The following is a 12,540-nucleotide window of genomic DNA, read 5'->3' on the forward strand; positions in this document are numbered from 1 at the left end:
TTTTGTTATACTGAAGTTTGATGAAATATTTTGAAACAAAGTTTTTAGAAGAAGCGAGAGAATTTATATTACAATTGGATAAAAAAGTAAGTGCTAAACTTCTGTATAATATCGATTCAGCAGAAAAGAACCTTGATCCAAGGTTGTTTAAAAAGCTTAAGAATGATATTTGGGAATTTAGAATTAGATATGCAGGAAATCAAATTAGACTTTTAGCTTTTTGGGATAAATCAGATAACAAACAAACTTTAGTTTTTGCAACTCATGGTTTTATTAAGAAAGTAGATAAAGTTCCTTCAAATGAAATCGATAGAGCAAATAGAATCAAATTAAAGTATTTTGAAAGTAAAATGAAATAACTATGGGCAAAAATGAAATAAAATCGTATTCACTTTCTGAAATGAAAGATGAAGTTATTGGTAAAATTGGGACACCTGAAAGAGACCAATATGAGTATGAACTTAGTATGGACTTGTTAGGGAAAATGATAAAAACAGCGAGAAAAGAAAGAAATCTTACTCAGGAACAGTTAGGAGAATTAATTGGTGTAAAAAAGGCTCAGATTTCTAAATTAGAAAGTAGCGCTAATAGTGCTACAATTGATACTGTAATGAAAGTTTTTAAAGCTTTAAAAGCTGAAATTAGTTTTAATGTAAAAATTGAAAATCAGAGTTTGCAGGTTTCCTAAACCTTATAAAAGATGGTTTTGCATATTTAACCTGATGCATTTTAAACCTATCAGGTTTGTTTCATTGAGGAACTTATGAAAAAGTAAAAGTTCTAGCCTAGCCCCGATAGAAGTGGAAATCCTTTTGTGACTCGTTTCTTTAACGAGACACAAAAGATTGGAGCGGATAGCGGGACTAAAGGTGATAAAAAAACGGAAATTCGTTGCTCCTTAACAAAATCACTGATAATCAGTCTGAAAATATTTTGTAAGTCCAAATATTTGTAGTAATTTTGCAAACCTTTTGGCAGAGAAGAGTTTCCTTTAGGTATCAACCATTTATGTAAAACAACTTCTGTATTTTCTATCGCATAGAGAAACTCGAGAAAAACAGAATACAAATTTTTTTATCAGCATGTCTGAACAAACAAAATCACAAGAAGAGTTTTTAGCAAATTTTAACTGGCACAATTTCCAAGAAGGAATCGATGCAGTAGATGAAAAAAACTTGCAAGAGTTTGAGGAACTAGTATCAAAAACTTTCATCGCTACAGATCAAGAAGAAGTAGTTGAAGGAGTTGTAGTTAGAATTACAGATAGAGACGTTATCGTTGATATCAATGCTAAATCTGAAGGTGTTATTTCTTTAAACGAATTTCGTTACAACCCAAATTTAAAAGTAGGTGACAAAGTTGAAGTATTAATCGACATCCGTGAGGATAAAACAGGTCAATTAGTATTATCTCACAGAAAAGCACGTACTATCAAATCTTGGGATAGAGTTATTGCAGCTAATGAAACTGGAGAAATCGTTAACGGTTTTGTTAAATGCAGAACTAAAGGAGGTATGATTGTTGACGTATTCGGTATCGAAGCGTTCTTACCTGGATCTCAAATTGACGTTAAGCCAATTAGAGACTACGATGTATATGTAAACAAAATGATGGAATTCAAAGTGGTAAAAATTAACCACGAATTCAAAAACGTAGTTGTATCTCATAAAGCGCTTATCGAGGCTGATATTGAAGTACAGAAAAAAGAAATCATCGGTCAATTACAAAAAGGACAAGTATTAGAAGGTGTTGTTAAAAACATTACTTCTTATGGTGTGTTCATTGACTTAGGTGGTGTTGACGGATTAATTCACATTACTGACCTTTCTTGGAGTAGAATCAACCACCCAAGTGAAGTTCTTGAATTAGACCAAAAATTAAACGTTGTAATCCTTGATTTCGATGATGAGAAAACAAGAATTCAATTAGGATTGAAACAATTAAACGCTCACCCATGGGATGCTTTAGATGCTAACTTAACTGTTGGTGACAAAGTAAAAGGTAAAGTAGTTGTAATCGCTGATTACGGTGCATTTATCGAAGTTGCTGAAGGTGTTGAAGGTTTAATCCACGTTTCTGAAATGTCATGGTCAACTCACTTACGTTCTGCTCAGGACTTCGTGAAAGTTGGAGATGTTGTTGAAGCAGTTATCTTAACTCTTGACAGAGAAGATCGTAAGATGTCATTAGGTATCAAACAATTGACTCAAGATCCATGGACTGACATTACTTCTAAATACCCAGTAGGTTCTAAACATACAGGTATCGTTAGAAACTTCACAAACTTTGGTATTTTCGTAGAATTAGAAGAAGGAATTGATGGATTAATCTACATTTCTGACCTTTCTTGGACTAAGAAAATCAAACACCCATCTGAGTTTGTAAACGTTGGTGAAAAACTTGATGTTGTAGTATTAGAATTAGATGTTGAAGGACGTAAATTATCTTTAGGTCACAAACAAACTACTGCTAATCCTTGGGATCAATACGAAGATTCTTTCGCTGTAGGAACTATCCACAACGGTGAGATTTCTGAAATCGTTGACAAAGGAGCTACTGTAGAATTCGGAGATGATATCGTTGCTTTCATTCCTACTCGTCACCTTGAAAAAGAAGACGGAAAGAAATTGAAAAAAGGTGATACAGCTGATTTCAAAGTAATTGAATTCAACAAAGAATTCAAAAGAGTAGTTGCTTCTCACACTGCTATCTTCAGAGAAGAAGAAGAGAAAAACGTGAAAGCTGCTGCTGAAACTACTGCATCTGCATCTACAAACGCACCAGCTGCGACTTTAGGTGACAACAATGATGTATTAGCTGCTTTAAAAGCTAAAATGGAAAAAACTGAGAAAAAATAATTCTTAGCTTTTTTATAAATAGAAAGCCCTACAGTAATGTAGGGCTTTTTTTATGCTTTTTTGTTTCAGGTTTTCTTGGTTTCAAGTTTCAAGTTTGTCAGTTCGAGCGGAACCTATTTGAAGAAAAGGATTTCCTTTATTTTAAAGCAAGTAATTTATTTTCTTCTGGAGTAAATTCTGGTACTATAGCATAAGTATCAATTTTAACAATAGCCATTTCGTCGAGAATATCAACTAAATTTTTAAAATTAGAATTTTTACTTGGTTTAATAATTACAATTGGACCATTTTTTGGTTTACCCATCGATGTGGAATATTCTAAAATTACTCTTTTTTTGACGAATAATTCTTTTCGAATTCCATTCTGACCATAAATAATTTCTTTTGGATTGACTGAAGAATCTTCAAGTAAGCCTGAATAAGTAACTATTCTGTCTTTATCATCTAAAAGTATTGTGTAAATTCTATTAGGATCAACACAAGCAATTGGCCCACATATAATATCACCATTGTCAGGTAAACTTAAATCTATAACTTTTGGTTTCGATAATTCACCAACAACCATAAAAAATATAATCAACAAAAAAGAAACGCTGACCATAGCAGTTAAATCAACTCTTGAACTTAGTTTTTTACTTCTGACTTTTTGAGGTAGATTTTTCATAAGGTTTAGTTATTAATTTGACGCTAATAATTTTGATTCTTCTGGAGTAAATTCGGGAACAATCACGTAAGAATCTATATTTGTAATTTCCATTTCATCCAAAATATCTACTAAATTACCATAATTTGATTTTTTACTTGGCTTAATAATAACTGTAATTCCACGTCCTGGTTTTCCTCTTTGAGCAGAATATTGCAAGACTTTTTTATTTCTTTCTAATAATTCTTTCCTAATTCCGCTTTTCCCATATTGCACTTTTTTTGGACCTTCAATTGGATAAAATAATAACCCTGAATAAGTGATTATTTGGTTGTCATTATCAAGTAAAAGTGTTAGAGTACGATTTTCATCATGAAGCACGCAACCCATAAAGCGCTCTTCATTGTCATAATTAGGTAGACTAAAATCCATAGTTTTTGGCTTCGACAATTCCCCAACAACCATAAAGAATATAATCAGCAGAAAAGAAACGCTGACCATTGCGGTTAAATCGACTCGTGAACTAAGTTTTTTACTTCTTACTTTTTGTGGGAGGTTTTTCATAAACAAGTTAATTTATTAATTAGAAGCTAATAATTGTGTCTCTTCTGGAGTAAATTCATTTACAATTGTATAAGTATCAATTTTTCCAATAGCCATTTCATCTAAAATATCGACTAAGTTCTTAAAATTGCTTTTTTTGCTTGGTTTTATAATTACGATGGGACCATATTTTGGTCTTCCCATTGCTGCTGAATATTCTCGAATTAAATTACTTCTTTCAAATAATATTTTACGAATTCCATTATTGCCATAACCTACTTTTGTTGGTTCTTTTATAGGACTAAAGAAAAGACCTGAATACGTAATTATTTTATTATTATCGTCTAGTAAAACAGTTACAATCCGATTTGGATCAATATGACCGCATGTGATAACATCCCTCCATATTTCATCATCATATTTTTGAGGTAAACTCAAATCGATAATTTTGGGTTTAGCCAACTCTCCAACAACCATAAAAAATATTATCAGTAAAAAAGAAACGCTGACCATTGCTGTTAAATCGACTTTTGAACTAAGTTTTTTGCTTCGTACTTTTTGAGGTAGGTTTTTCATGATGTTAGGTTTTAGGTTAGAAGTTGATAATAAAAATAATAATTTTTTTAAGTGTTTTTATAATTTTAATAAAAAATATTATAATCTTTTAAAGCTTGAATTTACTGGTGATTTAAGAATTTTGAAGTCATTTTTAATTTTAAATTTCTGTTTGCTTAAAACCAAAACAAGTATAAGAGCGTAAATGACTTTATAACTTAAAAAATTAATTATGAAAACTACAAAAATTTTAGCTACAGTAATTTTAGCTTTAGCATTCGGATTTGCATCATTCGCTCAAAAAACAGTAATGGTGGGTGGAGCAGCCATGTATCCAAACAAAAATATTATTGAAAATGCAGTTAACTCAAAAGATCATACAACATTAGTAGCGGCAGTAAAAGCAGCGGATTTAGTGGAAACGTTAAAAGGAAAAGGCCCTTTTACAGTTTTTGCTCCAACAAACGAAGCTTTTGATAAATTACCGAAAGGAACAGTTGAAACACTGCTAAAACCTGAAAACAAAAAAATGCTTCAGAATATTTTAACTTATCACGTAGTTGCTGGTAAATGGAGCGCAGCGGATATTGCAAAAGCTATAAAAGCTGGAAAAGGTAAAACAACTATAAAAGCTGTAAATGGCGGTACTTTAACAGCTTGGATGGAAGGCAAGAATTTGTATATCACAGATGAAAAAGGTGGAAAATCAAAAGTAACAATTGCCGATGTAAATCAGTCAAATGGTGTCATTCATGTAGTAGATGCTGTGTTATTGCCTAAGAAATAAATTATATCAAAAACAAAGCTAACATTTGTAAAAGCTCAGAAAAAATTCTGAGCTTTTATCTTTTAGCCGTCAAAGTACTTCCTGTAGATGCAATTACTACACAAACTACAGCCAAAATCTCGTAAATATTTAGTTTTTCTTGTAGAAATATAAAAGCACAAATAGAAGCAGCAGCAGGTTCTAAGCTCATCAAAATACTAAAAGTTCGTGGAGGAAGCTGTCCTAAAGCTTTCATTTCTAAAGTAAATGGAATTGCACTGGATAAAAGTGCCAAAGCGATTCCCATTCCGAAAAACTTAGGAGTTAGATTCGCCAATCCGTTTTCGAGAAAGCCAAATGGCAGAATTAATATTGCAGCAAACAGCATTCCAGTTGAAACCGCTTGACCTCCGTTCATAATTTTTGATATTTTACCTCCTAAAACTATATACGCTGTCCAAAAGCCTCCAGCTAAAAGCGCAAACAAAATCCCTATAGAATCTAGGCGGTCATTTGTCCAGGGAGCAATCAATAATATTCCAATCGCGGCAAGAAGTACCCAGCAATAATCAATTAAGCGTTTGGAACCTGTGATTGCCAACAATAAAGGCCCAACAAATTCGAGTGTAACGGCCAATCCAATTGGAATTCTTTCGATGGCAAAATAAAATATCAAGTTCATTGCACCTAATGACAAACCATATGGAATCACAATTTTCCATTGTGCAGGAGTAATAGTTTTTAAATTTGGTCTATAAGCTAATAATAAAATTAAAGCTGAAATGCCAATACGAAGGGATGCTGTGCCCGCAGCTCCAATAGCTGGAAATAATGTTTTAGCAATTGCTGCACCACATTGAACACTAATAATTGCAAGTAATACTGCAGGAACGGGAGGGAGGTTTATTTCTCTATTTTTCATAAATCACTGGCAGGAAAGAAACGATTCCTGCTTAATAAACTAAAAGTATCTGTAATTAATTGCCTAACGCACGTTTGGTAACATAAGCGCGATATCCAATAATTGCCATCTGCCATTTTTTTGCTTTAGCAATGTCTAATCCTTGTTTGGTAAAACTAGGCAATAGTATTTTATTGAGCTTGGCTAAGAATTTATACATAGTAGATTTGTTTGGGCAAAGATATAAAAAAAGACTGTGTGTTTGAAACAAAGTCTTTTGAGGTATAAATGAGTGAAAATTTTAGATCTTAAGAATTAGGTTTTGATCACCTTCTGTTTCTCTATTAATAACATTTTTAGGAGCTTCCATCCAGCCGGTTTTGTTAATGACAAATTTGAAGAAATGCGTTTTGTCTTTTGCAAATTTTGATTTTGGAATTGTTAATTCAAAAGTATTTTTGTTTTTTCGAATCATTTGAAAATTTTCATCATTTGGATTCCAATTATCAAATGAACCTGCAACAGAAACGCTTTTGACTAAATCCGAATTCAATGTTTTGTCATGCACATAAGTAAAAACAACATTATCATCGATTATTTTATAACCATATATGCCAGATTGTTTTTTATTTTTACTTAATAAATCACTTGATAATCTGATAACGGCTTCTCCTAAAGCATTGGCTGTATTTTCATCACTTATATTTACTATAATAGAAAAGCCTAATTGTCTTTCAGGATAAACGACAAACATATTTTGTGTGCCAAAAGCACCTCCATGTTTCCAGCAGTTTTTTCCATTTTCATCAACCTGAATGTAATCCCAAAAATACCCATTCCATGTTGTTGGGCTGTTTAAAAGATTTTGCTGTGATTCTTGAACGATTTTATTTTTTGTATTCAATTCATAAGTAATAAATTTAGTAAGATCACTTAAATTAGATTTTAATCTTCCTGCTGCGCCCCAAAGACGGTCTGAAATGGAAGGCATTAAAACACCTTTTATATTATAACCATTTGCAACATTAATTTCTGGATTTAGATTTATTCCAGTTGATTTCATATCTAATTTGGAAAATATGTTTTCTTTTAAAAGTACTTCATAACTTTTCTGATATACATTTTCTAAAATGTGAGCTGTCAAATTAAGACTTCCGTTGCTGTATTTGAATTTTGTTCCAGGCAGGGTATCCAATTTCATTGTTTTAAGATCTTCAAAGAAATTTTCGCGCGTATATGATTCATCGATTTTTTTGAAAGCCAAGTAACTGCTGTCGTTTCTGTTTTTTCTTAATTCAGCAGTATCTGGAAGATCTTTTTCAAAACCTGTTCTAAAGGATACTAAATCTTTAATGGTTATTGGTATTCCTTTATATTCTAGATTAGGATAAGAACCTGTAATGTATTTTCTAATATCGTCATCTGGATTTAATTTTCCTTCCAATACGGCTTGAGCTGTAAGCAATCCTGTAAATAGTTTGGTAATTGAAGCTACTTCGAAGACAGTATTGTTTGTTGCTGGATTTTCTTTTCCCTTATCTATTTCGCCATAGTGGCGAGTGTAAGTTTTTCCATTTTTTACTACACCAATTGAAATAGAATTTGCCTTTGATTTATTCATTAAAAGCGAAGCTGTTTTGTCCATTGAAATGAAAATGTCTTTTGCAGCTTTATTTTGCTGTGCTAAAATTAAAAAGGTAAAAAATAGAAAAAGGATTGAAAGTTTTATTTTCATTTTCTACTATTTAGAGATTAAAAAAAAGTTTTTATATAGAAAAACCAGTGTTTAATAGCACTGGTTCTTATCAATTGTGAGTTAAGGATACTAAGCTTTTTTGTTTTCTTTTTCCCAAGCTTTCATGTCTTTTTCATGCTGTTTCATATCTTTTGCATGTTGTTTCATGTCTTTCTCGTGCTGCTTCATATCTTTTTCATGCTGTTTCATGTCAAGTTCATATTGTTTCATGTCTTGCTCATATTGCTTCATGTTATTTTGGTATTGCTGAGAATCATCTGTAAAGTTAAATTTGAAATTGTAATTGAATTTCTCCATTTTTTCATTGAATTTTTCCATTGCAATCTCATATTTTTCCATTTCTTTTTCGAAAATTGCTTCACGTTTAGACATAATATCACTAACAGCATCACCGTAAGCAGACATCGCATCTATGTTTGGCTGAAACTTTTCCATTTTCTTTCCAAATTCTTCCATTTCTTTTTCAAACTTCTGCATTGCTACTTTATCCATAGGGTTTTTTGGAGCAACAGGAGGCTTAGGCATTTTAGACATATCTACTGCTGGTGCTGCAGGCAGTGCTCCAGAAGGAAAAACTGGTGGCGTAGGCGGAGTAGGAGGTGTAACGTCTGAATCGCCAAAATTACGAACAATAACTCTTTCGTTTCTGATCATCATAGGCGCTTTGAAATTTTTATCAGTATTAATTACAATAGCTTTTGTTCCGTTTTCATCGGTTCCAATTGCAAGCTCACAGTCTTTAATAGCTTTGTTGCCATCAATTTTAATAGTTTGTTTTTTTCCAGAATCAGATTTTGTCTGGATTTGAATAGCAGTTAATTCTTTTTCAGAATTTCTTTTTATATCAGATACTTCAACATCAAGATTATGATCTGATTTTAATTTTGTTTTTAACGCTTGTAATTCCTGATCAGTAGTGTTTTTTGTAATTTTAATTACCTCTAGCGCGTCTTTAACGGTGTCTTTTTGAACAACAGCTAAATCTTGTTTTTTCTCTTGTGCAATCGTTTTTATCTGAAATAAAAGAATAAAGGCGCCAAGAGCAGGAACTACGGCATAATATTTCCAGTAATTCATTTTCTTTGATTGATTTTTGTTTAACATAACAATTCGTTTTTTGATTAATGATTGATAAAAATGATTGGTGATTGCAACACATGTTTCATGCGTTGTGATTTTTAAAAGGGTGTATTGATAGGCTTTTTTGTCCGATATTTTTTTGGAAGCTTCACTGTCAGCAATAAATTCTAGATTCTGTAGAATTGCTTTTTTATAAAGCCACACAATTGGATTAAACCAAAATAGGATACAGAAGATTCTCGAAATTAAAACATCTACAGTATGCTTTTGATCGCTATGTACTTTTTCGTGTTCCAAAATATTTTCTAATTCCGCCGAAGTGTAAAGTGATGAGTTGTACACTATATAATCGAAATAAGAAAACGGCGCTATGTTTTCATTTACATCTATAAATTTAAAATCTTCCTGCTGTTTGATTTTTTTTCCTTTTAAAACAGAGTTTAAGCTGTAAAAATCAAGTAGAAATTTTAGCATAAAAGCACTAAAACCAATACCATAAACAGCGATTAAAACCAAATTCCAATTGACTTCGAAACCTTTTTCTTCTTCCATTATAGTAGAAATAGATTGAGGTTCGTATGAAGTTACATCATGAGTACTAACAGGAATATTAACCGGAGTAGATTCAACAGCTGTTTTTGCAAAAACTGGCTCAGGAACAACTGGTGCTGGCTGAATCCAGACTACTTTTGTATAAACCACAAAAGGCAATACAATAGAAGTAATCAAACCAGCAATTAGAAACCATCGACTGCTGTTAAAAAAAGTTTCTTTGCGTAATAAAATGATGTAAGCGAAGTAAAACATTGTTAATAACCCGCTTGATTTTAGTATAAAAATGAAAAGTGCTTCCATAATATATTGATTATTTGCCTTCTTTTGGATTTTCGATCATATCTAAGATTTCGCGTAATTCGTCTGCAGAAATTTTCTCTTCTTTAGCAAAAAAAGAAACCATGCTTTTGTAAGAACTATTAAAATAGTTGTCAATTGCTGTACTCATGAAACCTTTTCGGTAATCTTCAATACTTACCGCTGGATAATATTGATGTGTGTTTCCAAAAGCATTGTGCGCAACATAACCTTTCTCTTCCAGATTACGAACTATGGTAGACAAAGTATTGTAATGCGGCTGGTCTTCTAGAATCTCTGCTTGAATTTCTTTTACAAAAGCTTTTTTAAGCTTCCATAAAATGTGCATGATTTCTTCTTCTTTATTGGTTAGTTTTTGCATTTTCAAGGTTTTAATATTAAAAAGGTTTATCTTTTACTTTCGATTTCTATAACTCCATTAGAACCTTTCTCTCCGTATCTGCTAATGGCGTTTTCTCCTTTATAAACATTAATTGTTTCAATATTTTTCGGATCGATTCCTTTTAGGTCATAATTAGCAGGCATTTCTTCTCCATCAATAATTACAAGTGGGGATCCTTCAGCTTTATTTTTTTTTGCAGAGTTTGAAAACGCAATATTACTTTTTTCTCCAACAATAGTTATTTTAGTACCTGTTTTATTGTCTGAATCTGTAGTTACAACAGTGCTAATATTTGTATTAGTATCAGTGTCAGTTTTTGTACTAGTAAAAGAATTAATGTTAACATTGGTATTGGTTTTAGAGTTTGGATTGTTAGTAATGATAATTTGTGAATCTGAAGATGATAAATTAGCATCATTTTTTTTATCAGCATTTACATTCACAGATGTGATGCCTTTACTTACGGCAACTTTTGATTCTTTATTATTTGAATCATTTATTGTTTGAATTCCGATTTTTTTATCTCCATTTTTATAAGTGATAACAAGAACTCCAAATTCATTTATAGCTTTATCTGAAGATTGTACCGATTTTGCGCGCTGTTTTCCTTTTTTAACATCCACTACAATTGACGTTAATTCATCAGAAGAATTTCTCCTAACATCAGAAGCTTCAAATTTTATATTATGATTCTTTTGTAAATTATTTTTGATTTCGTTCAATTCTGCATCTGTTGAGTTTTTACGAATTTTATAAACATCGACAGATTTGATGTTTGATTCATTTTCATTTACAATTTGTGGTCTCTCTTTAGCTATTACTTCGATTTGAAATAATAAAACAAAAGCAGCAAGTGCTGGAATTACAACATAATACTTCCATGAATTCCTCTTTTTTGATTGATTTTTGTTTAACATGACGATTCGTTTTTTGATTAATGATTGATAAAAATGATTGGTGATGGCAACACAATTTTCATGTGTTGTTATTTTTAAAAGTGTGTATTGATACACTTTTTTGTCTGCTAATTTTTTAGAAGCTTCTCTATCTGCTATAAATTCTAGATTTTGAGTAATTGCTTTTTTGAAAAGCCAAACAATAGGATTAAACCAAAAGATAATACTGAAAAACCTTGAAATTAATACATCTACAGTATGATTTTGATCGCTATGAACTTTTTCATGTTCAATAATATTCTCTAATTCAGTGGGTGTGTACAATGATGAGTTGTAAACAATATATTCGAAGTAGGAGAAAGGCGCAATGTTTTCTGCAGTATCTATGAATTTAAAATCTGCCTGCTGTTTTACTTTTTTTCCTTTTATGATAGAGTTTAAACTGTAAAAGTCAACTGCCAATTTTAAAAGAAAAATAAGAAAGCCAATTACGTATAGTCCTAAAATTATAAAACTCCAATTAATGTCTGAACTTTGCTTTTCCGGAGCTGATAGTAATGCTGATTGGATATTAGTATTTAAGTCAGGAATAGCCTCAATCCATATAACCTTTGTGTAACTCAATAATGGTAAAATTGATGAGATAATCAAACCAGACAGCAAGAACCATCTGTTGCTGTTAAAAAAAGTTTCTCTGCGCAACAGGAAAAAATAAACGCAATAAAACAAAAGCATTAAAACAGCTGATTTGGCGATATAAATGAAAACTGCTTCCATAGAAAATTATTTTTCTTTGTCCTTATTTTCGATCATTGATAAAATTTCACGCAATTCGTCGGCAGAAATTTTTTCTTCTTTAGCAAAAAATGAAACCATACTTTTATACGAGCTGTTAAAGTAATTATCAATTGCTGTTTTCATAAATCCTTTTCTGTAGTCTTCTATTTTTACAACAGGAAAGTATTGATGTGTATTTCCAAAGGCATTATGCGATACATATCCTTTTTCTTCCAAATTACGCACAATAGTAGATAATGTGTTGTAATGTGGCTGGTCTTCCGTTATCTCTGCTTGAATTTCTTTTACAAAAGCTTTTTTAAGCTTCCATAAAATCATCATAATTTCTTCTTCTTTGTTGGTTAACTTCTGCATCTTCTCTAATTTTAATTCAAACCTACAACTATTTTTTTAGTTACGCAACTACAAAAATAGTTATTTAACTAAAAATTAAGTTAAGGTTGAATTTAAGACGCTACAAATTGATTCAAATTTAAATGTAATAAATTG

Annotated in this window: 14 protein-coding genes; 4 read left to right on the forward strand and 10 right to left on the reverse strand. The window is 31.4% G+C overall.

The features are described 5' to 3' along the window. Positions 1 to 20: 20 nt before the first annotated feature. The 3 genes from P2W65_RS16670 to rpsA all read left to right on the forward strand — a co-directional run bounded on the left by P2W65_RS16670 (position 21) and on the right by rpsA (position 2,858). Positions 21 to 359 carry a type II toxin-antitoxin system RelE/ParE family toxin gene (locus P2W65_RS16670; RefSeq protein ID WP_289659258.1) on the forward strand — a complete coding sequence of 113 codons (339 nt, stop codon included), beginning with the start codon at positions 21 to 23 and terminating at the stop codon, positions 357 to 359. A 2-nt stretch (positions 360 to 361) separates the two neighbouring features. Further along, positions 362 to 688 carry a helix-turn-helix domain-containing protein gene (locus P2W65_RS16675; protein WP_289659260.1) on the forward strand — a complete coding sequence of 109 codons (327 nt, stop codon included), beginning with the start codon at positions 362 to 364 and terminating at the stop codon, positions 686 to 688. A 394-nt stretch (positions 689 to 1,082) separates the two neighbouring features. Beyond that, positions 1,083 to 2,858, forward strand: a complete 1,776-nt coding sequence (gene rpsA, locus P2W65_RS16680; RefSeq protein WP_012024823.1) for a 30S ribosomal protein S1 — start codon at positions 1,083 to 1,085, stop codon at positions 2,856 to 2,858. Positions 2,859 to 2,994: 136 nt separating this feature from the next. Here rpsA and P2W65_RS16685 read toward each other — a convergent pair whose 3' ends face one another. Genes P2W65_RS16685 through P2W65_RS16695 form a run of 3 tightly spaced genes read right to left on the reverse strand, consistent with a single transcriptional unit; the run spans position 2,995 to position 4,620 of the window. Continuing rightward, a complete protein-coding gene (locus P2W65_RS16685) occupies positions 2,995 to 3,522 on the reverse strand; it encodes an ExbD/TolR family protein (RefSeq protein ID WP_289659275.1) in 528 nt (175 codons plus the stop codon). Positions 3,523 to 3,534: 12 nt separating this feature from the next. Beyond that, the gene (locus P2W65_RS16690; RefSeq protein WP_289659277.1) at positions 3,535 to 4,065 is read right to left on the reverse strand and encodes an ExbD/TolR family protein; all 531 of its coding nucleotides are present in this window, start codon (positions 4,063 to 4,065) and stop codon (positions 3,535 to 3,537) included. Between the two features lie 15 nt (positions 4,066 to 4,080). Then, entirely contained in the window at positions 4,081 to 4,620 is a 540-nt protein-coding gene (locus tag P2W65_RS16695; protein WP_289659279.1) for an ExbD/TolR family protein, read from the reverse strand. A 211-nt stretch (positions 4,621 to 4,831) separates the two neighbouring features. Between P2W65_RS16695 and P2W65_RS16700 the strand changes: the two genes are divergently transcribed. Next, positions 4,832 to 5,386 carry a fasciclin domain-containing protein gene (locus tag P2W65_RS16700; RefSeq protein ID WP_289659281.1) on the forward strand — a complete coding sequence of 185 codons (555 nt, stop codon included), beginning with the start codon at positions 4,832 to 4,834 and terminating at the stop codon, positions 5,384 to 5,386. Positions 5,387 to 5,441: 55 nt separating this feature from the next. Here P2W65_RS16700 and P2W65_RS16705 read toward each other — a convergent pair whose 3' ends face one another. The 7 genes from P2W65_RS16705 to P2W65_RS16735 form a co-directional block, all read right to left on the reverse strand. Beyond that, positions 5,442 to 6,287: an EamA family transporter gene (locus P2W65_RS16705; protein WP_289659283.1), complete on the reverse strand. Its 846-nt coding sequence runs from the start codon at positions 6,285 to 6,287 to the stop codon at positions 5,442 to 5,444. A gap of 55 nt (positions 6,288 to 6,342) precedes the next feature. Continuing rightward, positions 6,343 to 6,486 carry an SsrA-binding protein gene (locus P2W65_RS16710; RefSeq protein WP_289659285.1) on the reverse strand — a complete coding sequence of 48 codons (144 nt, stop codon included), beginning with the start codon at positions 6,484 to 6,486 and terminating at the stop codon, positions 6,343 to 6,345. 81 nt (positions 6,487 to 6,567) lie between these two features. After that, positions 6,568 to 8,001: a serine hydrolase gene (locus P2W65_RS16715; protein WP_289659287.1), complete on the reverse strand. Its 1,434-nt coding sequence runs from the start codon at positions 7,999 to 8,001 to the stop codon at positions 6,568 to 6,570. A gap of 90 nt (positions 8,002 to 8,091) precedes the next feature. Further along, positions 8,092 to 9,957, reverse strand: a complete 1,866-nt coding sequence (locus P2W65_RS16720; protein WP_289659289.1) for a M56 family metallopeptidase — start codon at positions 9,955 to 9,957, stop codon at positions 8,092 to 8,094. A 10-nt stretch (positions 9,958 to 9,967) separates the two neighbouring features. Continuing rightward, positions 9,968 to 10,336: a BlaI/MecI/CopY family transcriptional regulator gene (locus tag P2W65_RS16725; RefSeq protein WP_008468912.1), complete on the reverse strand. Its 369-nt coding sequence runs from the start codon at positions 10,334 to 10,336 to the stop codon at positions 9,968 to 9,970. A 26-nt stretch (positions 10,337 to 10,362) separates the two neighbouring features. Then, positions 10,363 to 12,030, reverse strand: a complete 1,668-nt coding sequence (locus P2W65_RS16730; protein ID WP_289659301.1) for a M56 family metallopeptidase — start codon at positions 12,028 to 12,030, stop codon at positions 10,363 to 10,365. A gap of 6 nt (positions 12,031 to 12,036) precedes the next feature. Further along, complete coding sequence (locus P2W65_RS16735; protein ID WP_091498878.1) at positions 12,037 to 12,405, reverse strand: BlaI/MecI/CopY family transcriptional regulator; 369 nt, start codon at positions 12,403 to 12,405, stop codon at positions 12,037 to 12,039. Positions 12,406 to 12,540: the final 135 nt, after the last annotated feature.

It is taken from the genome of Flavobacterium panacagri (assembly GCF_030378165.1).
GTDB lineage: Bacteria > Bacteroidota > Bacteroidia > Flavobacteriales > Flavobacteriaceae > Flavobacterium > Flavobacterium panacagri.

Bases quoted from the DNA above. Each gene is read 5' to 3' on its own strand.
- P2W65_RS16720 (WP_289659289.1), bottom strand. From the start codon at position 9,957: ATGGAAGCACTTTTCATTTTTATACTAAAATCAAGCGGGTTATTAACA.
- P2W65_RS16710 (WP_289659285.1), bottom strand. From the start codon at position 6,486: ATGTATAAATTCTTAGCCAAGCTCAATAAAATACTATTGCCTAGTTTT.
- P2W65_RS16730 (WP_289659301.1), bottom strand. From the start codon at position 12,030: ATGGAAGCAGTTTTCATTTATATCGCCAAATCAGCTGTTTTAATGCTT.
- P2W65_RS16705 (WP_289659283.1), bottom strand. From the start codon at position 6,287: ATGAAAAATAGAGAAATAAACCTCCCTCCCGTTCCTGCAGTATTACTT.
- P2W65_RS16690 (WP_289659277.1), bottom strand. From the start codon at position 4,065: ATGAAAAACCTCCCACAAAAAGTAAGAAGTAAAAAACTTAGTTCACGA.
- P2W65_RS16670 (WP_289659258.1), top strand. From the start codon at position 21: ATGAAATATTTTGAAACAAAGTTTTTAGAAGAAGCGAGAGAATTTATA.
- P2W65_RS16675 (WP_289659260.1), top strand. From the start codon at position 362: ATGGGCAAAAATGAAATAAAATCGTATTCACTTTCTGAAATGAAAGAT.
- P2W65_RS16725 (WP_008468912.1), bottom strand. From the start codon at position 10,336: ATGCAAAAACTAACCAATAAAGAAGAAGAAATCATGCACATTTTATGG.
- P2W65_RS16735 (WP_091498878.1), bottom strand. From the start codon at position 12,405: ATGCAGAAGTTAACCAACAAAGAAGAAGAAATTATGATGATTTTATGG.
- P2W65_RS16700 (WP_289659281.1), top strand. From the start codon at position 4,832: ATGAAAACTACAAAAATTTTAGCTACAGTAATTTTAGCTTTAGCATTC.
- P2W65_RS16715 (WP_289659287.1), bottom strand. From the start codon at position 8,001: ATGAAAATAAAACTTTCAATCCTTTTTCTATTTTTTACCTTTTTAATT.
- P2W65_RS16695 (WP_289659279.1), bottom strand. From the start codon at position 4,620: ATGAAAAACCTACCTCAAAAAGTACGAAGCAAAAAACTTAGTTCAAAA.
- P2W65_RS16685 (WP_289659275.1), bottom strand. From the start codon at position 3,522: ATGAAAAATCTACCTCAAAAAGTCAGAAGTAAAAAACTAAGTTCAAGA.
- rpsA (WP_012024823.1), top strand. From the start codon at position 1,083: ATGTCTGAACAAACAAAATCACAAGAAGAGTTTTTAGCAAATTTTAAC.